Below are 24357 nucleotides of genomic sequence, written 5' to 3' on the forward strand. Positions count from 1 at the left end.
AGGTTCCCGGCGGGGGCGCGCCCGGCGACCGGGTTTACGGCGTCGGTTAACCCCCCCCCCCCCGGGGGGGGGGGCCCGCCCCCCCCCCCCCCCCCCCCCCCCGGGTTCAACCGGTGGGCCCGAAGACCTGTCCACTATGTGGACAATCAGCAGATGCTTGACGGCACCTGCTCCGTAAGCTCGCTTACGGGGTGGGTGCCTTTTTCGTAAATGCCACTCGATATTGCCGAGGTGGAAGCCGCACTGGAGCCAAATAGATTTAGGTCTTATACATATTTCCGCATAGCTATTCATTGTGTCTTTATGTGAAGTAGCTCACATAACGGGGTAAAACGTCCAATATGTGAGACAACCGGGGCATTGTTACTTGCGCATATCCCTTTGTTACATGCAATAATCCGGAGTGTGAACACCAACACGACAGCACCAGTCGCAGTCATCCCGGAAGGCCTCCGCGCCGCTCAGGAGACTAGCTGTTGTCGAATGCATACCTTTGGAACCACCCCCATCCACAGGTAAGACTCAGGCCCAGCACGGGCATAATAGGCGCCGTCTCGACCGGGCACACCCCCAGCATTCGAGCCGTGATGACGTCGATTCACGATGAGGTCCAACATGTCAGTAGCATCCGGTTACGTCCACATTTCCCTGCGCAACGCGCAGAACCGCGCCGGATCAGGTTCCCAGCGCCAGCCCGCCGGCGGTTTCTCCAACTCCTACGGCGCCCAGCAGTTCGGGAACCAGTCCTATAGCATTCCGGCCACCACCGGCACCGGAGCCCGTCCGCTCCGCGCCGTCCCCGGACAGGATGCGCAGCCCATGACCGCCCCCATGCAAGTGGTCACTCCGAACGGCATTCCCGGACCCCAGCCGGTCAGCAATGACACCGCGGCCCGCGGATTCGTCATCTATGTCGGCCTCGATGAAGAAACCGCCGCGGCCAACGGCACGTCACTGAGCAAACTGGCACAGGAAATCCGGGCGCACGTCCAGACCCTGGTTCCCGGCGCCCAGAGCCACGCCGCCGTCGCCCTTGCCCCGGCCGGCGCTACCGGCTCGGACATCGACGTGGTCCGCCAGGCCCTCGGAGATCCCACGGTCACCCGGCGCCAGCCCGTACCGCAGCAGGTGCCGGCACCCCAGCCTCCGGCTGCGCTTCGTCCCTCCGGCGTCCTGATCGACCTGTCCCGCCGCGAGGTCCACCTCGACGGGGACACGCTGAACCTGACGTTCAAGGAATTTGAGCTCCTGAACTACCTGGTGGAGAACGCGAGCAGGACCGTCGGGCGCGAAGAGCTGCTGGCCGGGCTGTGGCGCAACGCCGAAGAGGTGCCGAACGAACGCACCATCGACGTCCACATCCGGCGGCTGCGCTCCAAGCTGGGCCGGCTGGCCAACACCGTCCGCACGGTCCGCGGCCAGGGCTACCGCTTCTACGAGCACCCCGAGGTTGTTGTCTGGGCAGCACCGGAATACAGCATCTAGCTGCCCTCGCGGTCCTGAGGACCGCAGCCGCGGACGGAGTGGGAGGCCGAGAATCCTGCGGTTTGTCGTAATCCCTGCGGTTCGTCGCAATCCCTGCGCCGCGCGGCGCAGGGATCCGGACAAGCCGCAGGGATCCGGACAGACCGCAGCGATCGGGACATACCGGAGGGAATCGGGCCGGGCGAGCCGGGGATAAGCCGGGGGTCCGGGATAAACCGCAAGTGGGGGCTCCGTCCGCGGCTAAACTGAGCAAATGACCGGCCACCACCTCAAGAAACTCCAGCTCCTGCGCCACGCCAAGGCGGACTGGCCCCGCGACGTCGCCGACCATGAGCGGCCGCTCTCCGGCCGGGGACACCGGGACGCACCGCTGGCCGGGGAATGGATGCGCGAGCACGGCAGCATTCCAGACTTCATCCTCTGCTCCTCCGCCCTGCGCGCCCGGCAGACCTGCACCTGGGTCTGCAAGGAGCTCGGTGACAAGGCGCCCACGGCGAAGCTCGAAGACGGTCTCTACGCAGCGACGCCGGAGCGGATCCTCAGCCTCATCAACCACGTCCCGGAAACGGTCACCAGCCTGCTTGTGATCGCCCACCTTCCCGGCGTCCAGGATCTGGCCATGCGCCTTGCCTCGGCGGACTCGGATGAAGACGCGGTCATGGAGATGGCCACGCGGTATCCGACGTCGGGCCTCACCGTGATGGAACACGCACTGCCTTGGGCGGAGCTGGACGGCCGTGATGCCCGCATCACCGACTTCGTGGTGCGCCGGGCCTAGAGCCCGATCTCCGGCTGCAGCGTCAACGGAGGTCGGCCACACGCGGACACGGTGGAGGTTACAGCCCGTACTTTTCCAGCAGCCGGAGCCAGACCTCACTGATCGTGGGGTAGCCGGGCACCGCGTGCCAGAGGCGCTCCAGCGGAACCTCCCCGGCAATGGCGACGGTTGCCGAATGGAGGAGTTCCGAGACGCCGGGACCGGCGAAGGTTACGCCCACCAGCACGCGCCGGTCCTCGTCCACCACCATCTGCGCCCAGCCGCGGTAATCGTCGGCGTAGAGCGAGGAGCCGGCGACGGCGATCTCCAGAGATGTCTCGGAGGCGTTGATGCCGTCCGCCCGGGCCTGTTCCAGAGTCCGTCCCACCATCGCCAGTTCCGGGTCGGTAAACACCACCTGCGGCACGGCGTAATGGTCCGCGGTCGCCGTGTACCGGCTCCACGCGGCCGGTTCGCGGCTGCCGGGTTCCTGCTTTGCCCGCGCCGCAATCACATCGCCGGTGGCCCGCGCCTCGTATTTGCCCTGATGGGTGAGCAGGACCTTCCCGGCGGCGTCCCCGACGGCGTAGAGCCAGTCGACCCCGGCCACCCGGCCGGAATCATCGGTGTCCAACTTGTGTGGATCGAGGCCAACCGCCTCCAGGCCCAGGCCGTCCAGCGCCGGCCGGCGCCCGGTGGAAACCAGCAGCTTGTCCCCGGTCACGGTTCCGCCGCCGTCGAGCGCAACTTCCACGCCGCCGTCGTCGGACTTCCGCACGGCACCGGGGGAGGCGGACGTGCGTACGTCCACGCCGTCGGCTTCGAGTCCGTCCCGAACCAACGCGCGTGCAGGCTCCGGGAAGGACCCCAGGATGTCGTGCCGAGCCAGCAGCGTAACCTTCGAGCCCAGCCGGGCGTAGGCCTGCGCCAGCTCGACGCCGGACACGCCCCCGCCGATCACCACCAGGCTGCCGGGGATCTCGGCGGCGGAGGTGGCGTCCCGGGTGCCCCAGTAGTCCACGGTGTCCAGGCCCTCGATCGGGGGAGTGATGGGTTCGGAGCCGGTGGCGAGGACGACGGCGTGCCGTGCGGAAATACGCAGGGTCCGGCCGTCGTTGGCCGCGACTTCCACCTCGCGTTCCCCGGTGAGCCGTGCCCGGCCGCGGACCAGTTCGATCCCGGCGCCGGCGACCCACTCCGCCTGGCCCGCATCATCCCAGTTGGAGGTGAACGAGTTCCGGCGGTCCAGGACGGCGGCGGTATCCAGCGTTCCCGTCACGGCTTCACGGGAACCTGCCAGGGACTGTGCTTCCTTCAGCACCGTGCCGGGCCGCAGCAGGGCCTTGGACGGCATGCAGGCCCAGTAGGAGCATTCACCGCCCACCAGGGCCGCTTCCACGAGGACTGCGGAGAGCCCGCCGCGGACAATGCGGTCCGCGGCGTTTTCCCCGACGGCACCTGCGCCAATCACCACTACGTCGGTCTGCAGAGTCTCAGTCATGGCAACGAGCCTTGCACCGCGGCGGGAGCGGGGCAACAGGGGTAGCTTCGCCTACCCTTCGAAATGCGTTTCCGCGGGACTTCCGTTCACAGAAGCCACCACGGATTCGGCCACCTCGCGCAGCTTCATGTTCCGGTGGCTGGAGGCCGCCCGCAGTACATCGAAGGCCTGCTGCTGGGAGCACCGGCTCTGTCCCATGATGATGCCGATGGCAATATCGATGGTGGTGCGGGAACGCATGGCGGCCACAAGGTCCTCTGCCCTTGAGGTTGTGTCGGTAATGCGGATGGCCAGCCGTACGGCTGCCGCAGCATGCCGGGCAAAACTCTCAGCCGCGTGCACCGTGGGGTCGGGGAAGGCGTTTTCCCGATCTGCGTACAGGTTCAGGGCGCTGAGATAGTCTCCGGACAGGGCGATGGGTACGGCAAGGACAGAGTGCAGGCCGTGGCGGGACACCTCGCTTGTGTAGTCCGGCCAGCGGTTCTCGGCGGCCAGGTCCTTCACGAGGACCGTCTCACCGCTGTGCGCTGCGGTAAGGCAGGGGCCGTCGCCGTAGGAGTACTGGATTTCATCCATGCGCGTGGCCTCAGCGCTGCTGCTGGCCACGACACGGGGCCGGGATTTATACAGGAGCGTCACGGCGCAGGAGACGGGACTGTCCGGGCCGGAGAATTCGCGGGCGGCCAGGACCGCCGACCTGTTGAGGAAATCCTGGACGTCCGGGCTCTCCAGCACCAGCTCTATGAATAGGCCGGGCAGCTGGGTGGAATTCGGACTCGCCATGCCGCTGGTCCCTTCCGGGGCCGGCCGCTGCGGGAAAGGCCTTCCGGCGCAGACTGCCGGCCCGGTTGCTTACCGACCACACTACGCAGAGCAGGAGCGGGTATCCAGAGACAACAAAAAACCCGGTCCGATCAGTTTCCTGATCAGACCGGGTCTGAGTGGTGCGCGCGAAGGGATTCGAACCCCCAACCTTCTGATCCGTAGTCAGATGCTCTATCCGTTGAGCTACGCACGCATAAGAACTATTGTAGCAAAACCGATTCTCACCGGTTTCTTTCAAGTTCTTCCGTGGCTGTTTGGCCGTAGATAACTATAGCGGGCTTTTGGGGGCAACACCAATCGAGATGCATGTCGACTGCGTCACTAGACCGGTCTACGTGACCTTAGTCACATTGGAGTAGGCTGGAGGCTCGGATTCTCTTGTATTTGTGCGACCGATCACCATTTCCCCCTAAAAGGTGCGATCTTTTCCGGCAAAGCGGCCCGAAAGGCGCAACTAGCATCAAAACACACCACTGACCCAACGAAGGGAAGAGTCATGGGCGATGACGCGCGTCAGCTAGTTCTCGATGAGAACGGCGAGAATGCTGCAAGCCAGCCACTGGACAGCACTACCGGAGGTACTGCTGCACCCACCACCCACCAGGCCCTCCTCACTTGGGTAAAAGAAGTAGCCGAGCTGACGCAGCCTGACCGCGTGTATTGGGTGAACGGTTCCGAAGAGGAAAACCGCCTCCTCACGGATGAACTCGTTGATGCCGGCACCCTGGTACGCCTGAACCCCGAAACCTTCCCGAATTCCTTTGCCGCCTTCTCCGACCCCAAAGACGTGGCCAGGGTCGAAGAGCAGACGTTCATCTGCTCCGAAAAGCGCGAAGACGCCGGGTTTACCAACAACTGGATGGATCCGGGCGAGATGCGCGCCAAGCTCAACGGGCTCTTCTCGGGTTCCATGCGCGGCCGCACCATGTACGTGGTGCCCTTCGTGATGGGCCATCTGGACGCGGAGGACCCCAAGTTCGGCGTCGAAGTCACCGACAGCGCCTATGTGGTTGCCTCCATGCGGATCATGGCGAACATCGGCACCGACGTGCTGCGCAAAATGGAGGAACTGGACGCCTTCTTCGTTCCGGCACTCCACTCCGTGGGCTTCCCGCTGGCCGAGGGCGAGGACGACGTCCCCTGGCCGTGCAGCGACGATAAGTGGATTGTGCACTTCCCCGAGGACCGCTCCATCTGGTCCTACGGTTCGGGCTACGGCGGCAACGCCCTGCTGGGCAAGAAATGCTACGCCCTGCGCATTGCCTCCATCATGGCCCGGGACGAAGGCTGGCTGGCCGAGCACATGCTCATCCTCAAGCTCACGAGCCCGGAGAAGAAGGACTACTACGTTTCCGCCGCCTTCCCCTCCGCCTGCGGCAAGACCAACCTGGCCCTCCTGGATCCGACCATCGAGGGCTGGAAGGTCGAAACCCTGGGTGACGACATCACCTGGATGCGGTTCGGCAAGGAAGGCGAACTGCGTGCAGTGAATCCGGAGGCGGGCCTCTTCGGCGTCGCTCCCGGCACCGGGTGGAGCACCAACCCCAACGCCATGCGCGCCATCGCCAAGGGCAACTCCATCTTCACCAACGTGGCACTGACCGACGACGGCGGCGTCTGGTGGGAGGGCATGACCGACGAAGCGCCGGCGCATCTCACGGACTGGCTCGGGCAGGAATGGACCCCCGACGCCGGCCGGCCGGCTGCACATCCGAACTCACGCTTCTGCACCCCGATCGACCAGATCGACATGCTGGCGGACGAATACCACTCGCCGAACGGCGTTCCGGTCTCGGCCATCCTGTTCGGCGGCCGGCGCAAGACCACCGTTCCCCTGGTGACCGAGGCCCGGGACTGGGCCAGCGGCATCTTCATGGGATCCACGCTGTCCTCCGAAACCACTGCCGCCGCCGCGGGGCAGGTGGGCGTGGTCCGTCGCGATCCGATGGCCATGCTGCCGTTCATCGGTTACGACGCCGGCGACTACCTGCGGCACTGGATCGAACTCAGCGGCAAGGCCAACCAGGAGAAGCTGCCCAAGATCTTCCTGGTGAACTGGTTCCGCCGCACCGCGGACGGCGGTTTCGCCTGGCCGGGCTTCGGCGACAACGCCCGGGTGCTGAAGTGGGTCATCGAGCGTCTGGAGGGCAAGGCCGGGGCCGTGGAAACCCCCATCGGCTTCGTTCCGACCGGCGACTCCATCGACCTGACCGGCCTGGACATGACTCCGGCGGACGTGGAGCAGGCGGTCCGCGTGGACCCGCAGGAGTGGGCCACCGAGCTGGATGCCATCGATGAGTGGTACGAACGCTTCGGCGCCACCCTGCCGCAGGAACTGCAGGACCGGTTGGCTGAACTCAAGGACCGGTTCGCCACCGCGTAGCCGATAACCGCAGAAAAAGGGAAGCCCCGCCGAAACGCCGGCGGGGCTTCCCTTTTGCAGTGCCAGGGCTAGTTACTCAGCGTCGGCCCAGACGATGGGCTCGCCGCCCTCCCAGATGGGCTCGTTGAACGTCCACTCGCCGTCCTGCTCGGAGTAGGTCTGGATTGCGGAGATGCAGACGCCCTCGGAGTGCTCGGTGACGATGTGGATGGCGTCGGTGTTTTCCTCCGGCAGGTGGATGTCCGAGAACACGGCAACCGCGCGGTTCTCACCCTTCTGCTCGGTCAGCACCGTGTACAGGTCATCGATCATCGAGTCGGCATCGAGGTCCTCGTCGCTGTCCTCGGGGGCGACGGCGATCATCCGCAGCTCGCCGTCGTTCTGCACCACGAGTGCGGCGGGCAGGAACGCGCCCTGCGCTTCGAGCTGCTCCTGAGTGACACCGAGGGCGGTGCCGAGCAGGGAGTTCAGGTCCTCCTGGACCTCGGCGGAAGGCTCTGATCCGTTCAGTTCTACATCAGCCATTTGTTATTTCCTCACTAGTTTCAATACGTGGTCGCGGACGCGCTCCATGGTGGGCAGGTCCTCTGCTTCAGCGTTCAGCCGCAGGAAGGGTTCGGTGTTGGAGGCGCGGAGGTTGAACCACCACGCGCCGTCGTCGGACGTGAAGGTGACACCGTCGAGGGTGTCCACGGTGACCCCGTCGCGCTCGAATTCGGCACGGACGCGGGCGACGGCGGCCGGGACGTCTTCGACCCGGGAGTTGACCTCGCCGGAGGAGAAGTACGGCTCGTACTCACGGGCCAGGTCCGAGAGGACACGCGTCTGCTCGCCAAGGGCGGCGAGCACGTGCATGGCGGCGAGCATGCCGGTGTCGGCGTTGTAGAAGTCGCGGAAGTAGTAGTGCGCGGAGTGTTCACCGCCGAAGACGGCACCTTCGCTGGCCATCACTGCCTTGATGAAGGAGTGGCCCACCCGCGTGCGGACGGCGCGGCCGCCGTCGTGCGCCACCAGCTCGGGCACGGCGCGGGAGGTGATCAGGTTGTGGATGATCACGGGCGTCTCTTCGCCGGCGGCCCGGGCGCGGGCGATCTCCCGGCGGGCCACCAGGGCGGTGACGGCGGAGGGGCTGACCGGCTCGCCCTTTTCGTCGATCACAAAGCAGCGGTCGGCGTCGCCGTCGAATGCCAGGCCGATGTCCGCGCCGTGTTCGACGACGGCGGCCTGCAGGTCCCGCAGGTTCTCCGGCTCCAGCGGGTTGGCCGGGTGGTTCGGGAAGGACCCGTCCAGTTCAAAGTAGAGCGGAACAATGTCCAGCGGCAGTCCGGGCAGGATGGTGTCGCCCAGCACGGCGGGGGTGGTCATGCCGGCCATGCCGTTTCCGGCATCCACCACTACCTTCAGCGGGCGGATGGCGGACAGGTCCACCAGGCTGCGCAGGTACCCGGCGTAGTCGGCCAGGACGTCGCGGACGGAGATGGATCCCTGAGTCGGTGCTGCGGGAATGACGCCCTCGTTCAGGTACTTCTCCGCGAGGGCCTGGATTTCTTGGAGCCCGGTTTCCGAGGAGATGGGCACGGCGCCGGCCTTGGCCATCTTGATCCCGTTGTACTGGGCCGGGTTGTGGCTGGCGGTGAAGGTCACACCGGCGGCATTGAGCACCCCGCAGGCGTAGTAGAGCTCATCGGTGGAAATCAGGTCCAGCAGGAGCACGTCGGCACCGCGGGCAGTGGCGCCCCGGGCGAAGTCCCGGATGAACTCGGGGGAGGACGGGCGCATGTCACCGCCCACCAGTACCGTCTGCCCGGTCAGGCCCTGAACGTCTACAAACGCGGCACCAACGGCCTCGACGATCTGCGGGGTGATGGTCTCGCCTACGACGCCGCGGACGTCGTAGGCCTTAAAGGACGCGGAGAGGTCGAATGCATTGTTCACGTTGGCCAGTCTATAGGGGCCTCCGCCGGGGCGGTCTTGTCCACAGCGCAAATCCCGTGCAGCGAACGGCTCCGGAGGGCTGGGATAGTGGATGGTATGGAAAGCACTGATACGCAAGGCACTTCCGGCACCACCGCTTCCGGAGGCGCTTCCGAAACAACCCGCGCTCTGCACACCGAGGCGGTTCAGCTGCTGCGGGCGCTGGTGGGCAATGACTCCGCCGAGTTCCACCAGGACCAGTTCGAAGCCATTGAGGCACTGGTTTCGGGCGGGCGGCGTGCCCTGGTGGTCCAGCGCACCGGCTGGGGAAAATCGGCGGTGTATTTTGTGGCCAGCCTGCTGCTGCGTGCCCGCGGGGCCGGTCCCACGCTGATTGTCTCCCCGCTGCTGGCCCTGATGCGGGACCAGGTGGCCGCCGCCGGGCGGGCAGGGGTCCGGGCAGAAGCCATCAACTCCGCGAACCAGCTGGAGTGGCAGGACATTTCCGCGAAGCTCGAGGCCGATCAGGTGGACGTGCTGCTGGTGTCCCCGGAACGGCTGAACAACCCCGGGTTCCGGGAGCAGCATCTGCCGGAGCTGATCCGGCGCTCCGGGCTGCTGGTGATTGATGAAGCGCACTGTATTTCCGACTGGGGCCACGACTTCCGTCCGGATTACCGCCGTATCCGCAGCCTGATCGAGCAGCTGCCTTCCACCGTGCCGGTGCTCGCCACCACTGCCACGGCCAACAGCCGCGTGGTGAAGGACATCGAGGAACAGCTCGCCGCCGGCGGCGAAGACGTTTTCACCATCCGCGGTCCGCTGGCCCGTAAATCCCTGCGCCTTGGCGTGCTGCGGCTGCCCAACCCCAAGGCACGCCTGGCCTGGCTGCTGACGCACCTGGACGACCTGCCCGGCAGCGGCATCATCTACGCCCTGACCGTGTCCGGCGCCGAAGACACCGCCCGGCTGCTGCAGAAGGCAGGACACCCGGTCCTTGCCTACACCGGGCGCACCGACCCCGCGGACCGCGAAGAGGCTGAAGCTGCGCTGAAGGAGAACCGCGTCAAGGCACTGGTGGCTACCAGCGCACTGGGCATGGGCTTCGACAAACCCGATCTTGGGTTCGTGATCCACCTGGGCGCCCCGTCCTCTCCGGTGGCGTACTACCAGCAGGTGGGACGTGCCGGCCGCGGCACTCCCAACGCCGATGTGCTGCTGCTGCCCGGGGCCGAGGACCGCGACATCTGGCAGTACTTCGCCACGTCCTCCATGCCGGAGGAGGGGCCGGCCACCGCTGTGCTCTCCGAGCTGGCGTCCGGCGAGGTGCTGTCCGTCGGTGTGCTGGAGACCCGGGTCAACCTGAAGCGCTCGCCGCTGGAACTGCTGCTGAAGGTTCTGTCCGTGGACGGCGCCGTCGAAAAGGTGTCCGGCGGCTGGCGGGGCACCGGCCAGCCCTGGCATTACGACCGTGAACGCTATGAACGCATTGCCGCTGCCCGGGTGAAGGAACAGCAGGCGATGCTCGATTACGAGAGCACCTCCGGCTGCCGCATGCAGTTCCTCTCCCAGCAGCTTGACGACCCGGCAGCGGCACCCTGCGGGCGCTGCGACAACTGTGCCGGCCGCTGGTTCGCCGACGACGTCGCGGCGGAGGCCTCGGACAACGCGGCCCGGGCGCTGGACAAGGTCGGCGTTGAGGTGGATCCCCGGGGAATGTATCCCTCGGGCATGGACCGGCTGGGTGTGCCGGTCAAGGGGAAAATCAAGCCCGATCGTGTCGTTTCCGGCGGGCGTGCACTTGCCAGGTTGACCGACCTGGGTTGGGGTGGCCGGCTGCGCGAAATCTTTGCGCCGGGCGCCGAAGACGTTCCGGTGGACTCGGCGCTGCTGAACGGCTGCGTGCAGGTCCTGGCCCAGTGGGGCTGGGCCGAACGCCCGGTGGCCATTGTGTCCATTCCTTCCCGGTCCCGGCCGCAGCTGGTGGACTCGCTGGCCGCCGGGCTCTCGGAACTTGGCCGGATCCCGTATCTGGGGACGCTGCAGCTGCCGCACGGCGGCCCCACCGGCGGCCCGGGCGGCAACAGTGCCTTCCGGCTGGCCGCCGTATGGGACCAGTTTGCGGTTCCCCCGGAAGGGGCCGCGTGGTTCGCTGCGAATCCCGGGCCGGTGCTGCTGGTGGATGACTTCGCGGACAGCCGCTGGACCCTCACCGAGGCCGGCCGGGTACTGCGCGAAGCCGGCGCCGAAGCCGTGCTGCCGTTTGTGCTTGCGCTGAAGGCCTGACGCGCGGCCTGACGCACAAACAGCAGCGGGACGGGTTGCGGCCCGGCCCGCTGCTGTCGGCATGGCCGGCCTGCCGGTTGCTTGGCAGGAACCGCTACTTGGCGACGAATTCCAGCAGCGCCTTATTGACCTCGGCTGCGTGCGTCCACAGCAGGCCATGGGGCGCGCCGTCGATCTCCACGTACTCCGCGTCCGGAACCAGCTTCCGGAACCGGCGGGCGGTGGCATCGATGGGAAGGATCTTGTCCGCCGTGCCATGCAGGATCAGCACCGGCCTGCCGCTTTCGCGGACGGCATCGACGTCGGCGCGGAAGTCTTCGATCCAGGTGGGCACCACGGCGTACGCCGCTACCGGGGCACTCTGGGTGGCGGTGTTCCAGCTGGCGGTGACGGCTTCCTGGCTGATCCGGCTGCCAAGGTTCTCGTCGAGGTTGTAGAAGTCGGAATAGAAGTTGGTGAACCAGGCGTACCGGTCCTCCCGGGCGGTGGCTTCGATGCCGTCAAAGACCTCCTGCGGCACGCCGTCGGGATTGTCGTCCCGGGCCACCAGATACGGTTCAAGCGAGGCGAGGAACGCGAGCTTGGCTATCCGGTCGGAGCCATGCCGGGAGACGTAGCGGGCGAGCTCGCCGGTGCCCATGGAGAAGCCCATCAGGATGACGTCCCGCAGGTCCAGGGTCTCGAGCAGCGTATTCAGGTCCGCCGCGAACGTGTTGTAGTCATAGCCGGAACCGACTTTGCTGGACTGTCCGAAACCCCGCCGGTCATAGGTGATGACGCGGTACCCGGCGGCGAGCAGCTCGCGCGTCTGGCGCTCCCAGCTGTGGCCGTCCAGCGGATAGCCGTGGACCAGGACCACCGGCTGGCCGGCCCCCTGGTCTTCGTAGTAGAGGTGGATGGCGGCGCTGTTCTCGGTGCCCACTTCGATGTAGCCCATCAGCAGTTCCCTTCTCGGATCGGGCGGGAACGGCCGTTCCCGCTGCGGGGGAGATGCTAGAAGAAGGAACGCCCTGCGGTAAGGGTGCCGGCCGTGGAAATCCGTTCCGGCCGAGCGCCGCCGGGGGCATCGATTGGGCTCATCCCTGAAATCGATTCAGCAGAAATTACCGTTTTCGGGCAGCAAAACGGTAAATGCTGCAGACTCGATCCAAAATCCGGTAAATTTTGCAGACTCGATCCTGAAGCGGTGACTACTGCTGGACATGGGGAAGTGACATGGGGTGGGACGGACGAGAAACACGTGCAGCGGACCGCAGCGCTGCCGGCTGGCTGTCTGCTGCAACTGCTGCCGGCGCGCTGGTGGGGATGTGCTGGCAGCTGGCGGGCCGGGGGAGTCCGGTCCCCGGGTCCTGGCTGCCGTCCCTGCTGGTGCACTTCGGTGCCGGACTGCTTGCTGCGGTGTTGCTCGTAGTTGTCTGGGCACTCACCGCACGGCATGAGGCACGGCGCGGGATCCGGCACCAGCGCGGAGCGATGGCAGCGCTCGCGGGGCTCGCGGTGTTCTGCGCCCCGTTTGCTCCGGAACTGGTGTTCAGCCCGGTTTTCGGGGCCGCCCTGCTGCTGCTGGCGGTACGGACCCGGGACGCACGGACCGCCGCGATGGGATTCACGGCGCTGGCCGCCGCGGTGGCGCTCGCCGTGTCCCCCGAGCTGCCCGGAGCAGCGGTGATTCTCGGCCTGGTCACCGTTGCCGCCGCCGCGGTTCCGGTGCAGCTGAGGCGTGCTGCCGCCCGGGCCCCCTACTCGCCGCGGTAGACCGGTGGACGCCGCTCCGCGAAGGCGGCGGTGGCCTCCCCGAAGTCGCGGCTGGCCAGGAACGCCGTGTTCCAGACCTGCACATAGTCCAACCCGTCCTGGACCTGTGCCTGCGTCCGCCGGTTCATGATCTGCTTGACGCCCTGCACCACCAGCGGGGGATTGGCAGCAACCTGGGCTGCCAGCTCGCGGCCGCGCGCGACGACGTCGTCCGCCAGTTCCGTGACCAGCCCCAGGGACGCGGCACGGTCGGCGTCGAAATCCTCCCCGGTCAGGGCCAGCTGCCGGGTGGCGCCTTCACCGATGATGGCGGGCAGGCGCTGCAGGGAGCCGAGGTCCGCCACGATGGCGACCCGGACTTCCCGAACGCTGAACCGGGCAGTGCGGGAGGAAATGCGGATGTCCGCTGCGGCAATCACATCAATCGCTCCGCCGACGCACCAGCCGTCCACCGCCGCAATGACGGGCTTCGCGCAGCGGACCAGCGAGGTGACGGCGTCCTGGAGGTCCTTGATCTGCCGGCGGAAGCCCTCGCGCAGCTTGGCGTCCATGCCGCCGGCGGCAAGCAGCGGAGCGAAGAGCGGGGCCATGGCGGGCAGATCCAGCCCGTAGCTGAAGTTCCCGCCGGAGCCGTAAAGCAGCACGGACCGGACGGCGTCATCGGTGCTGAGCGCATCGAACACGGTGGGCAGTTCGGTCCAGAAATCGGGGCCCATGGCGTTGCCCTTCGACGGTCCGATCAACTGCACCTCGGCCACGCCCTCGTGAATTTCGACACTCAGGGAGCTCAGGGAAGGCAGTGAAGCGGCGCTGGACGTCATGGCATCTCCGTTGATTGGTGCGTCATTGTGCTGGACGTCAATATACCGGCCGTTTTAAGGCCCGAAGAAAGCAAAGCTAGGATCAAGGTATGGAGCTCGCGGTTATCATTCTCTTCGTCCTATCCATCGCTGTTGTAAGCGCACTGTGGGGCAGGTTCGAGAAGCGCCGTGCCGCCGACCCGAAACCGGAGGCGGGCACCTCGAGCGGCGCTCCGGGCCCTGCTGCGGCGCGGCCCGCACGCCCGGCACGTCCCCGTCCCGCCCCGGCGGGAACCGGCACGTCGCCGCAGGCCGCCAAGGACGCGGCCGCCCTGCTCAGCGCGGACCAGCACCGGCAGATTTACGCCGCCCTCGGCCAGGGGCAGCCGGTGAAGGCACTGAAGCTCTACGCCATGTTCACCGGCGCCGGCATCCGTGCCTCGGGCGCCGCCATCACCAACATGGCCGCCCACCCGCAGCCGTATGTGCGGCCTATTCCGGATCCTGAGTCCCCTGTCGCCCCGGATGCCGCCAAGCCCGCAGCGGCCACGCCGGATGCCGCCAAACCCGCGGCCGGCGCCGAATCAGAAGCGGTCCGGGAAGAAGAGATCAGCAAATGGGCCCAGCAGCTGCGGCCCGAGGACTTCCTCAAGCCTTAAGGCAGGTAGCTCACTGGGCAGACTACGGGCCGGGCCGGCGCATCACCGGCCCGGCCCGTACTCTTCTAGGCTGCTCCGCGCCGCAGGCGTTACCGCCCGGCCCGGCCGCCTTCAAGCAGCCGATCCCGCTGGTTCCGGCCGTCCGGGCCGTACGGGTAGTTGCCGACCTGCGGGACGCTCAGCTCGGTCAGCCGCTGCTTTTCCTCGTCGGTCAGCACCAGGAATGCCGCGCCGAGGTTATCCGCCAGCTGCTCCGTGGTGCGGGCACCGAGGATTACCGAGGTCACCCCGGGACGGTCCGCCAGCCAAGCCAGTGCCACCTGCGCCTGCGTGGCGGAATGCGCCGCGGCTACGGTCTTCAGTTCGTCGAGGATCCGCCAGGTCCGTTCGTTGTGGCTGCGCAGGTCCCAGCCCTGGAACTGGCGGGTGGGGTTGTCGCCCACTCGGGTGTTTCCGGCGGGCACCGTTTCGCGGTCATATTTGCCGGTCAGCCAACCGCCGGCGAGCGGTGACCACGGCAGCAGCCCGAGTCCGGCGTCGAGCGCTGCCGGAACAATCTCCGATTCGATCTCCCGCTCGAGCAGGTTGTACTGCGGCTGGAGTGTGACCGGCAAAGCCCACCCGTGTTCCCGTGCCAGGTAGACGGCCTTGGTCAGCTGCCACCCGGTGAAGTTCGAAAGCCCGTAGTAACTGATCTTCCCCGCCGTGATGGCGTCATTGAGGAAGCGCAGGCTCTCCTCGAGCGGAGTGCAGGGATCCCAGGCATGCAGCTGGTACAGGTCCACGTGGTCCACGCCCAACCGGGTCAGGGAGTCGTCCAGGGCGCGGCGCAGGTGCCGCCGGGAGGTGCCCAGGTCATTGGCCCCGGCACCCATCGGGAAGCGTCCCTTGGTGGCGAGGACGACGTCGGCCGCCTCCGTGGGACGGGAGTGGAGCCAGCGGCCGATAATCTCTTCGGACGCACCGGTTGTGTAGACGTCCGCGGTGTCCACGAAGTTTCCGCCGGCGCGGACATAGTCGTCGAGGATGGCGTGCGAGGCCCGCTCGTCGGATTCGTTGCCGAAGGTCATGGTGCCCAGCGCATAGTTGCTGACCGAGGTTCCGCTGTTGCCGAGCAGTCGCATTTCCATGGGGATTTCCTTCACGGTAGGGGAGCTGTTGAACCGGCTGCCAGCTTATCCGGGACCCGTCCCGAAAGCGCCCGGTCCGACGGCGGCTGGTCCCGCGCCCGGTCCGAAAGCAGGGCGGCGAACAGCAGGGAGTCGCGGCGGTGTCCGTCCACCAGTCGGTGTTCCCGGAGCCTGCCCTCGAAGGCAAAGCAGTTCTTTTCCAGCACCCGGACCGAACCGGCGTTTTCCGGATGGCAGGTGGCCTCCACCCGGACGAGCCGCATCGGCCCGAAGGCCAGGTCCAGCAGGAGTGCGGCGGTTTCGGTGGCGAGGCCCATGCCCCAGACCTCGCGGGCCAGGGTGTAGCCCATTTCCCCGTTGCGGTCGGCGGCACTCGTGGTCCACACCCCTGCGGTCCCCACCAGGCGGCCCTGGAACACCGCGGCGAGCGTGAACTTTGTCCGGCCGGGCGTTCCGGCTTCGGCGGCGGCGTCGGCAATAAAGGCCTGCGTATCGGCGAGGGTGTTGGGGCCCCACGTGGACCACTGCGTGACCACGGGATCGGAGGCAAAGGCATGGACGGCGTCGACGTCGTCGGACTGGAAGTCCCGCAGCGTGACGCGTGCTCCGTGAAGCAGGATGCTCCCGTGTTCCATGGCTGCGGCCCCTTCTAAGGCGATTCGGTGGTGAATCTAGGGTAGACGCAAAAAAACCCCCGGTTTCCCGGGGGTTTCAGCGCGGAGACGGGGAGATTTGAACTCCCGGTGGGCTTTAGGCCCACACTTCATTAGCAGTGAAGCCCATTCGGCCGCTCTGGCACGTCTCCAACATACTTTCCAGCATCACACTGTCCAGCAGGCCTGCAGCTTCCGCTGCCAGCCTGACAAGACTACCGGCAACTTACCGCTTTGGGCAAAACCGGGATCAGGCGAGCCTGCCGGTCAGCGCTTCCCAGAGGAATTCGTAGGACATGGCGTGCATCCGGGCCGACTGCCGGTTGTCCGCCGCACCGGCGTGCCCGCCTTCCAGCGCCTCGTGGAACCAGACCTTATCCGCGCCCAGGGCCTTCATCCGTGCGGCCATCTTGCGGGCCTGCACCGGACCCACCCGGTCATCGCTGGTGGCTGTCCAGATCAGCGTGGGCGGATAGGAAACATCTTCCTTGATCAGGTGGTAGGGCGAGAACGTCTGAACGAACTCCCACTGCTCGGGATCATCCGGATCGCCGTACTCGGCAATCCAGGAATAGCCGGCGGAAAGCTTGGTGTAACGGCGCATGTCCAGCAGCGGCACTCCGCAGGACACAGCGCCGAACAGATGCGGATAGGTGGTGAGCATGTTGCCTACCAGCAGGCCGCCGTTGCTGCGGCCGGTGCAGCCCAGATGGTCCCGGGAGGTGACGCCGCGGGCCACCAGGTCCTCGGCGACGGCGGCGAAATCCTCATACGCCCGGTGCCGGTTTTCCTGCAGCGCGGCACGGTGCCATTCGGGTCCGTACTCTCCGCCGCCGCGGATGTTGGCCAGCACGTAGACGCCGTGCCGTTCAACGCCGGCGGCGTCCGTGGTGCGCCGCTCCAGCCAGCCGCGGCCCACCACGGCGCTGTAGGCGGGGGTCAGGGAGGCTTCGAATCCGCCGTAGCCGTTGAGCAGCGTGGGGTTCCCGCCGTCGAGCACCAGGTCCTGCGGCCCCACCTGGAAGTAGGGGATCCTGGTGCCGTCGGCGGACACGGCGAAGTGCTGTTCGACGGTGAGTCCGCCGGTTTCGAACAACGCCGGCGTGGTTTTTACCGTCCCGGCCCGGCCGGTGCCGTCCAGGGTGCCGCGGGACAGGGTGGACGGTGTGAGGAACCCGGTGCTGACCAGCCAGTAATCGTTGCCGGCTGCTTCGTCCTCGTCATCCACCGCGTACGCGTCCACCGAGTGCAGCGGCGGGCAGGCATCCAGGATGTCCGACCGCCAGCCGTCTTCGGGGGTGAGGACCAGGATTTCGGAGCTGACATCGCGCAGCAGGTTCAGCAGCAGCCGGTCCCGGGTCCAGCTCCAGGACTGCAGCGACGTGGACGCATCCGGGGTGAAGAGGCGGTGGACGCTCCGGTTTCCGGCAGTGAAATCCGCCAGCGACGCGGCCAGCAGCGAACCGGCGGGGTGGGTGACGCCGTCGAGCTCCCAGTCCGTGCGCGGCCGCAGCAGCAGCCACTGGCGGTGCACATCCACATTTACATCCAGCGGGACATCAAGCTGCACCCAGTCGCTGCCCTCCCGCAGGAAGGTGCGCGTGTTGTAGAAGTCGATGATGTCCACGGCCAGGTCCCGCTCGAAGCCCGGTGTCTGGTCCCGCTGCACCACGGCCATCATGTGCTCTTCGGGGACCTCGAAGAAGGGTTCGGCGTCTTTCAATTCCTGCCCGCGGCGCAGGATGCGGCTGGTGCGCGGGTAGGAGGAGGTGGTCATCGATCCCGGACCGAAGTCCGTTCCCACGTAGAGGCTGTCCTCGCCGGCCCAGCTGATCCGGCTCTTCGCCGCGGGAATGTCGAACCCTCCGGACACGAAGGCGCGCTCGACGACGTCGAACTCCCGGTAGCGGGCCGCGTCCCCGCCGTCGGGGGACAGGGCCACCAATGCACGGCGGTAGGAGACGCCGTCGGCGGGGCGCAGGAACATCGACCCGCCCCAGACCCACTCGGTGCCCTCGGCGGCGCTGAGCTCATCCAGGTCCAGCAGGACCTCCCACTCGGTGTCGGCAGCCGTGTAGCTCTGCCAGGTGGTGCGGCGCCACAGCCCCTTGGGGTGCCGGGCGTCGCGCCAGAAGTTGTAATAGTGTTCCCCGCGCTTGGCGACCATCGGGATCCGGTCCGTGGAGTCCAGGACCTCGAGCAGGCGCTCCTCGGTCTGTTCGAACCCGGTGCGCGCGAGCAGCTTCTCGGTTACGGCGTTCTCGGAACGGACCCAGTCCAGCTGCTTTTCTCCGTAGATATCCTCCAGCCAGAGGAACTCATCTTCAGGGGCTGACGTGGCGGTGTCGAGGTTCGGGGATGTCATGTGCCCATCCTAGCGACCGCGTCCTTCCGGCCCGGAGGGAGGTGTTCCCGCCTGCCCGAACCCGCGCTGCTCCCGCTCCGGATACCCTAGATGGATGGATCACACGCAGAGTTTCCGGGTAGCTGTCATTGGCGCAGGACCCCGCGGCCTCTCCGTAGTGGACCGGCTCCTGACTCACCGGCGTGCTTCCGCGCAGCGCCCGCCCCTGCGCATTGAACTGATTGATCCGTTTAATCCGGGGCCGGGGCACGTCTGGCGCACCAACCAGTCGCGGCTGTTCCTGATGAACACCCCGGCACTGTTTCCGACTGTGGTGCCTGCCGGCGATACCGTCCGCGACCTGCTGCCCTCGCCGGCCGGACTCTCCTTCAACCAGTGGCGCGAGCTGATGAACGCCGGCACCCGCGCGGCGGAGGGCCTCTCCGCCGGCGACCGCGAGGAGCTGGCCGCCCTGGGCGCCGCTGATTTCCCCAGCCGCCCACTGTACGGCCGCTATCTGGAATGGACCTATGACCAGCTGCGGAAAACCGCTGCCGAGGACGGCGTCGAGCTGGTGCACCGCCGGACCGAAGCGCTGGGCATCTCCCGGGAAGGAAACGGCCGGCTGGTCATCGAGCTGGAGGGGCGGCAGGTCCTGGCCGCGGACGCCGTCGTGCTGGCCCTGGGCCACCTGCCGGCACTGCTTTCCGCCGAACAGGCGCGCCTGCAGGAAGCTGCCGAACGCCACGGCCTGACGTACTTCCCGCCCGCGGTACCCGCCGACGTCGACTTCTCCCGCCTGCCGGCCGGGGAGCCCGTGCTGGTGCGGGGGCTGGGCCTGAACTTCTTCGACGTGATGGCTGCCGCCACCGTCGGCCGGGGCGGACGGTACGTTTCCACCGGGCAGCCCGCTGGCCGCGCGCTGCGTTATGAGCCCTCGGGCCGGGAACCGCAGCTGATCGCCGCCTCGCGCCGTGGCACCCCTTACCGGGCGAAGGCCAAACTGGACTCCTACGTTCCGCGCGGAGTCCACCTCCGCTGGCTGACCCGCGACAGGGCGCTCGCCTTCCGCGCCGACGGTCTGCTGCCCGGTTTTGACCACGACCTGTGGCCGCTGCTGCACCGGGACGCGGTGTGGGCGTATTACAGCACGCTGGTCCGGGTGGCTCCGGAGGAGTTGAACGGCTCCGCCGCCGAGTTCCTGGACCGGCTGGAAGCAGCACTGAATCTTCCGGGACCGGAGTGGGACGCGGCGAAGGAAGCAGTGCTGGACGCCTACGTTCCGTCCAACCGCCGCACCAACCTTGAGGCTTTGGCCCAGCCGCTGGGACGCCGCCCCTTCAGCGGCGCCTCCGACGCGGATGACGCCGTCCTGGCCTATCTGGAGGAGGACGCCGCCGGTTCCGCCGCCGGGGAAGACGATCCGTTGAAGATGGCGATCGGCGCGCTCAACGCCGGACGCAGCCTGCTGAAGGCGGTAGTGGCCGACGGCGGGCTGGCGGAAGCGTCCTGGCTGTCCGAACTGCGGGGCTGGTTTGAGCCGCTGGTGGAAGGACTGGCCAGCGGTCCGCCGCCGGAACGGATCGAACAGCTGGCGGCGCTGGTCCGCGCCGGCCTGGTGCACTTTGTTGGCCCCGATCCCCGTTTTGACGTAGATGAGGCCCGCGGTGTGTTCACGGCATCCTCCCCCTGGGTGGGTACCGAGTACGCGGCGTCCACCCTGATGGAGGCCATGATGCCGCCCAACCGGGTGGACCGCAGTGTCTCACCGCTGCTGGCCGGACTGATCCGGGACGGACTGGCCCGGCCGAAGGTGATGATGTCCGGGGACGGCACCCCCGTGCTGACCCCCGGGCTGGACGTCACCCTGCCGCCCTACCGGGTAGTGGGCATCAGCGGCGAACCGGTGGACAACCTGTTTGTGCTCGGACTGCAGCTTTCCTCGGTCCAATGGGGGACGGCGATTGCCGCCGAGGCCGGCGCTCCCGCAGCGGAAGGCTCGCGGACGCTGCAGGATGCGGACGCGATCGCGGCCGCGGTGCTGTCCGCGGCGGCGGCGTCCGGGCCGGTCTCCCGGATACCCTCCGCCGAGACGGAACCGGCACAGACCTAGAAGGCGCACATGCGGGCCCGGCAGAAAAAAGAAGCGGTCAATCCAATCAATTCCCCCAGTTGTTCGGCGCGGATTTTCCGGGCCGGTGAGGGGGACACTAACAGCGCGCCAGGTGTCCTGGCGTGAGTCGCGTTGAAGCGTAGCCAGGACGACGACGGGGGGGGGGCGCGGCGGGGTGGGGGGGGGGGCGGGGGGGGGTAGGGGGGGGGGCGGGGTTTGACGGTCCGCCCGCAGGCCCCGGGCGCCCCCCACCATTGGGGGGGGCCCGCCGTCGTCGTTTACCTGCCGGTATCCGTTACCGGATTAGAACGGGTATTCGCGCGGAGCGTGCTGGACGCTGATGGTGTGGTCCGTGGTGAATTCGTCGATGGCCCACTCGCCGTTGAAGCGGCCGAGGCCGGAGTTCTTCTCGCCGCCGAAGGCAATGTGCGCCTCGTCCTGGACCGGGAAGTCGTTGACGTGGGTCATGCCTGCCTTGATGCGGCGGGCGAACTTGACGCCTTCCTCCAGGTTTGAGGTGAACACGGCGCTGGAGAGGCCGAGGTCGGTGTCATTGGCCAGGGCCAGTGCGTCCTCGGCATCCTTGGCGCGCATGATCCCGGCGATGGGGCCGAAGATTTCCTCGCGGGCCAGCTCCATGTCCTTGGTGACGTCGGCGAAGACGGTCGGGGAAAGTACCTGGCCGTTGATTTCGCCTTCAATCATCAGGCGCGCGCCTTCGGACTTCGCGGTCTCGATCTTGGTCTTCAGACCTTCGAGCTGCTTGGCGTTGATGATCGGGCCCACAACGTTCTTCGGGTCGGTCGGATCGCCGGCGTTCAGCGTCTTGACGTGTGCGGTGAACTTCTCGACGAACTCGTCATAGACGGCATCCTCGACGATGATCCGGTTCACGGCCATGCAGATCTGTCCCTGGTGCAGGAACTTGCCCATCGCAGCGGCGCGGACGGCCTGGTCCACGTCGGCATCCGCGAGCACCACGAACGGGCTATTGCCGCCGAGCTCAAGCGCCGTGTACTTCAGCGTGGCACCGGTGGCAGCCAGGGCGCCGATGTTCTTGCCCACCGGAGTGGAGCCGGTGAAGGAGATCATCCGCGGAGTCGGGTGCTCTACGAAGGCGTCGCCGATCTCCGAGCCGGCGCCGACGACGGCGTTCAGCACGCCTGCGGGCAGGCCGGCCTCTTCGAAGATCTTGGCGATGATGAGGGCGCCGGTGACCGGGGTGTCGCTGGCCGGCTTCAAGACGACGGCGTTACCGAGGGCCAGGGCCGGAGCCACGGAGCGCTGGGAGAGGTGGAGCGGGAAGTTCCACGGGCTGATGACGCCGACGACGCCCAGCGGTGCGCGGTACACGCGCAATTCCTTGTTCGGGGTGTCCGAATCCATGATCTTGCCGGCCACGCGGTGCGGGAACGTGGCTGCCTCGCGGGTGATGGAGGCGGCGGAGGCAACTTCAATGTTGGCCTTCAGCATGGTGCTGCCGGATTCGGCGTTGAGCCAGGCGATGATCTCGTCGCGGCGTTCGTCGAAAATCTCTGCGGCGCGGGCGATTACGGTGCGGCGCTCATTCGGGGTCCGGGCTGCCCAATCCTTCTGGGCTTCCTCGGCGGCGGCGTATGCATCGTTCAAGTCTTCGCGGGAGGCCTGCTGCATGGTCATCAGCTGCGAACCATCAAAGGGGTTGGTGTCCGTGAGGGTCTTCTCCGAACGGCCGTCGCGCCACTGGCCGCCAATGAACTGCTTCGCCGGAATCCAGTCGGTGAGGGCCGGGGAGGTCGATTCGAGCTGAGTTGTCATGATTTCTCCTAGATGAATCTTGACGGTGTATTACCGGGTACAACCCGGGCGGGGCCGGATCAATTCCCGACGGGCGAGGGAATGGACTGTCAAGGGTTCCCAAAACTAAGTACCCTTTTTATTTTCCCCGCTTCGGCCTAGCGTTGGGCGTACCAGTGGCCAACGGGCATTTGTCCGGCTGCTCTTACGGCAAAGGACACCTTCATGAGCACGAGCGCAAGCGCGGCGGGAGACCACGGGCGAGACGAAGCGGACCGGGGCAGGCGGCGAGCCGGGACGGACCCAACTCCGGACGGACAGCGCGGCGGTGGCGGGGGAGATGACATCAGCCGCCGGCGGGTGGTTGAGCGTGAGAAAGCCACCTTCGGCGGGGTGAAGATCGGGTCGGCGTTTTTTGGCTGGCTGACCGCCGTCGGCACCACCGTGCTGCTGAGCGCCCTGGCAACAGCCCTGGGTGCAGCGGTGCTCGCCAATGACGACAATCCGGACAGCACGGCCATCACGATCACGGGGACGATCATCCTGCTGGTGATTTTGTTCGTGGCTTACTACTGCGGCGGATACGTGGCAGGGAGGATGGCCCGGTTTAACGGGATGAAGCAGGGTATTGCGGTGTGGGTCTGGGCAGTGGTGATTGCCATTGTCGCAGCCATCCTGGCCGCGATCGCCGGAGACCAGTTCAACATCCTGGTTGAGCTCAACGGATTCCCCCAGATTCCGATTTTCGGTGACAACGCGACGGCGTCGACAATCATCGCGGCCCTTGTGGCCGCGGCAGTGGCCTTGATCGGAGCCATCCTCGGCGGTCTGGGCGGCATGCGCTTCCACCGCCGGGTGGACAAAGCCGGCCTGGGCGACTGACCGGCCGAAGCACCTGCCGGCGTCACCGGCGGGAAAAAGACATGGGGGAAGCGGGGGACGCAGTATCCAGTGCACCACCATGCGCCCGCAAGGCGCGGAATACAGGAGAACAACGTGATCACCAGTGAACAGATCGACACGATTATGAACCACGGGACCGTGGAAGGACCCAACGGGGAAAAGATCGGCTCGGCAGGGGATATCTATCTGGATGACGAGTCGGGCCAGCCGGCATGGGTAACCACCAAGACCGGACTCTTTGGTTCCAAGGAGAGCTTTGTGCCCCTGGCGGAAGCCACGGTCGAGGGATCTGTTGTGCGGGTGCCCTACTCCAAGGAGATGGTCAAAGACGCGCCGCGGGTGGACAAGGACGGACATCTCAGCGACCAGGAGCAGGACGAGCTTTACAGCTACTACTCCATTGGTTCCTCCCGGAGCTCGGGAACTTCAGGGACCTCGGGAACCACCACCTCCGGGACCTCCGGCTCCGGCACCTCCGGCCAACGGTCCTCCGGGACCTCCGGGACCTCCGGTACCTCCGGCACGCGGTCCTCCTCAGGGTCCGGTAGCGGCACGTCGGGCGGCAGCGGAACATCCAGCGGCAGCGGAACGTCCGGCCGGACGGAAAGCAGCCGCGGCTCCGACCATGGGCAGGTGGGGCACGACACGTCCGGCCCCACCACGGACGACGCGATGACCCGTTCCGAAGAGCAGCTCCACGTTGGCACGCAAAGCCGGGAGTCCGGCAGGGCGCGCCTGCGTAAGTACGTCACCACGGAGAACGTCACCAAATCGGTTCCGGTCAGCCACGAGGAAGCGCGGATTGAGCGCGAGCCCATCACGGACGCCAACCGCGGTTCCGCCATGGACGGACCCGCCATCAGCGAGGAGGAGCACGAAGTGACCCTCCACGCCGAAGAGCCCGTGGTGGAAAAGGAAGCAGTCCCCGTTGAGCGTGTCCGGCTGGACACCGAAACGGTGACCGAGGAGGCCACGGTGACCGAGGAAGTCAGCAAGGAGCAGATTGACATGGAGGGCGAAGGCGGGAGTGGCCGCGGCGGGAGCGGCCGCGGCGGCAAGCGCAGCCGCTGATC

Annotated in this window: 19 protein-coding genes and 2 tRNA genes; 9 read left to right on the top strand and 12 right to left on the bottom strand. The window is 66.9% G+C overall.

Annotation, left to right across the window (positions count from 1 at the left end; translation table 11 throughout):
• Window positions 1-615: 615 nt before the first annotated feature.
• Together LOC60_RS13100 and LOC60_RS13105 are read left to right on the top strand one after the other, a co-directional pair.
• Entirely contained in the window at window positions 616-1485 is an 870-nt protein-coding gene (locus tag LOC60_RS13100) for a winged helix-turn-helix domain-containing protein (RefSeq protein WP_230025869.1), read from the top strand.
• A 253-nt stretch (window positions 1486-1738) separates the two neighbouring features.
• Window positions 1739-2263 (top strand): SixA phosphatase family protein, encoded by a 525-nt coding sequence (locus LOC60_RS13105; protein ID WP_230025871.1) that lies wholly within the window; start codon window positions 1739-1741, stop codon window positions 2261-2263.
• A gap of 58 nt (window positions 2264-2321) precedes the next feature.
• Here the strand turns inward: LOC60_RS13105 and LOC60_RS13110 are convergent, their stop codons facing one another.
• From LOC60_RS13110 to LOC60_RS13120, 3 genes are all read right to left on the bottom strand, one after another.
• Window positions 2322-3743 (bottom strand): dihydrolipoyl dehydrogenase family protein, encoded by a 1422-nt coding sequence (locus LOC60_RS13110; protein WP_230025873.1) that lies wholly within the window; start codon window positions 3741-3743, stop codon window positions 2322-2324.
• A 51-nt stretch (window positions 3744-3794) separates the two neighbouring features.
• Window positions 3795-4526 carry a GAF and ANTAR domain-containing protein gene (locus tag LOC60_RS13115; RefSeq protein ID WP_230025875.1) on the bottom strand — a complete coding sequence of 244 codons (732 nt, stop codon included), beginning with the start codon at window positions 4524-4526 and terminating at the stop codon, window positions 3795-3797.
• 159 nt (window positions 4527-4685) lie between these two features.
• A tRNA-Arg gene (locus LOC60_RS13120) sits at window positions 4686-4761 on the bottom strand.
• Between the two features lie 303 nt (window positions 4762-5064).
• Here LOC60_RS13120 and LOC60_RS13125 point away from each other — a divergent pair.
• Entirely contained in the window at window positions 5065-6951 is a 1887-nt protein-coding gene (locus tag LOC60_RS13125; protein WP_230025877.1) for a phosphoenolpyruvate carboxykinase (GTP), read from the top strand.
• Between the two features lie 72 nt (window positions 6952-7023).
• Here the strand turns inward: LOC60_RS13125 and LOC60_RS13130 are convergent, their stop codons facing one another.
• Both LOC60_RS13130 and LOC60_RS13135 read right to left on the bottom strand, forming a co-directional pair.
• Complete coding sequence (locus tag LOC60_RS13130; RefSeq protein ID WP_229952962.1) at window positions 7024-7476, bottom strand: hypothetical protein; 453 nt, start codon at window positions 7474-7476, stop codon at window positions 7024-7026.
• Window positions 7477-7479: 3 nt separating this feature from the next.
• Complete coding sequence (locus LOC60_RS13135; protein WP_230025879.1) at window positions 7480-8886, bottom strand: phosphomannomutase/phosphoglucomutase; 1407 nt, start codon at window positions 8884-8886, stop codon at window positions 7480-7482.
• Window positions 8887-8982: 96 nt separating this feature from the next.
• On the opposite strand from LOC60_RS13135, the gene LOC60_RS13140 reads away from it, so the two are divergent.
• The gene (locus LOC60_RS13140) at window positions 8983-11151 is read left to right on the top strand and encodes a RecQ family ATP-dependent DNA helicase (protein WP_230025881.1); all 2169 of its coding nucleotides are present in this window, start codon (window positions 8983-8985) and stop codon (window positions 11149-11151) included.
• A 94-nt stretch (window positions 11152-11245) separates the two neighbouring features.
• On the opposite strand, the gene LOC60_RS13145 is transcribed toward LOC60_RS13140, so the two are convergent.
• Window positions 11246-12088: an alpha/beta fold hydrolase gene (locus LOC60_RS13145; protein WP_230025883.1), complete on the bottom strand. Its 843-nt coding sequence runs from the start codon at window positions 12086-12088 to the stop codon at window positions 11246-11248.
• Between the two features lie 278 nt (window positions 12089-12366).
• Between LOC60_RS13145 and LOC60_RS13150 the strand changes: the two genes are divergently transcribed.
• Entirely contained in the window at window positions 12367-12906 is a 540-nt protein-coding gene (locus LOC60_RS13150) for a hypothetical protein (RefSeq protein WP_230025885.1), read from the top strand.
• On the opposite strand, the gene LOC60_RS13155 is transcribed toward LOC60_RS13150, so the two are convergent.
• Entirely contained in the window at window positions 12891-13727 is an 837-nt protein-coding gene (locus LOC60_RS13155) for a crotonase/enoyl-CoA hydratase family protein (protein ID WP_230025888.1), read from the bottom strand. The genes LOC60_RS13150 and LOC60_RS13155 overlap by 16 nt on opposite strands.
• Window positions 13728-13816: 89 nt before the next feature.
• Here LOC60_RS13155 and LOC60_RS13160 point away from each other — a divergent pair, with 89 nt between their 5' ends.
• Window positions 13817-14365, top strand: a complete 549-nt coding sequence (locus LOC60_RS13160) for a hypothetical protein (RefSeq protein WP_230025889.1) — start codon at window positions 13817-13819, stop codon at window positions 14363-14365.
• Between the two features lie 89 nt (window positions 14366-14454).
• On the opposite strand, the gene LOC60_RS13165 is transcribed toward LOC60_RS13160, so the two are convergent.
• The 4 genes from LOC60_RS13165 to LOC60_RS13180 form a co-directional block, all read right to left on the bottom strand.
• On the bottom strand, window positions 14455-15495 hold the full coding sequence (locus LOC60_RS13165; RefSeq protein WP_230025891.1) for an aldo/keto reductase: 1041 nt from the start codon (window positions 15493-15495) through the stop codon (window positions 14455-14457).
• A gap of 11 nt (window positions 15496-15506) precedes the next feature.
• Entirely contained in the window at window positions 15507-16130 is a 624-nt protein-coding gene (locus LOC60_RS13170) for a GNAT family N-acetyltransferase (RefSeq protein ID WP_230025894.1), read from the bottom strand.
• 82 nt (window positions 16131-16212) lie between these two features.
• Window positions 16213-16300, bottom strand: a tRNA-Ser gene (locus LOC60_RS13175).
• Window positions 16301-16398: 98 nt separating this feature from the next.
• Window positions 16399-18513 carry a prolyl oligopeptidase family serine peptidase gene (locus LOC60_RS13180; protein ID WP_230025896.1) on the bottom strand — a complete coding sequence of 705 codons (2115 nt, stop codon included), beginning with the start codon at window positions 18511-18513 and terminating at the stop codon, window positions 16399-16401.
• Window positions 18514-18607: 94 nt separating this feature from the next.
• On the opposite strand from LOC60_RS13180, the gene LOC60_RS13185 reads away from it, so the two are divergent.
• Window positions 18608-20605, top strand: coding sequence for an FAD/NAD(P)-binding protein (locus tag LOC60_RS13185; protein WP_230025898.1), 1998 nt, complete (start codon window positions 18608-18610; stop codon window positions 20603-20605).
• 303 nt (window positions 20606-20908) lie between these two features.
• Here LOC60_RS13185 and LOC60_RS13190 read toward each other — a convergent pair whose 3' ends face one another.
• Window positions 20909-22402 carry an aldehyde dehydrogenase family protein gene (locus LOC60_RS13190; RefSeq protein WP_230025900.1) on the bottom strand — a complete coding sequence of 498 codons (1494 nt, stop codon included), beginning with the start codon at window positions 22400-22402 and terminating at the stop codon, window positions 20909-20911.
• A 204-nt stretch (window positions 22403-22606) separates the two neighbouring features.
• Here LOC60_RS13190 and LOC60_RS13195 point away from each other — a divergent pair, with 204 nt between their 5' ends.
• On the top strand, window positions 22607-23263 hold the full coding sequence (locus LOC60_RS13195) for a hypothetical protein (RefSeq protein WP_230025902.1): 657 nt from the start codon (window positions 22607-22609) through the stop codon (window positions 23261-23263).
• Window positions 23264-23377: 114 nt separating this feature from the next.
• The gene (locus LOC60_RS13200) at window positions 23378-24355 is read left to right on the top strand and encodes a DUF2382 domain-containing protein (protein WP_230025904.1); all 978 of its coding nucleotides are present in this window, start codon (window positions 23378-23380) and stop codon (window positions 24353-24355) included.
• Window positions 24356-24357: the final 2 nt, after the last annotated feature.

The sequence above is a fragment of the Arthrobacter sp. zg-Y769 genome, from assembly GCF_020907405.1.
Taxonomy (GTDB): Bacteria; Actinomycetota; Actinomycetes; order Actinomycetales; family Micrococcaceae; genus Arthrobacter_B.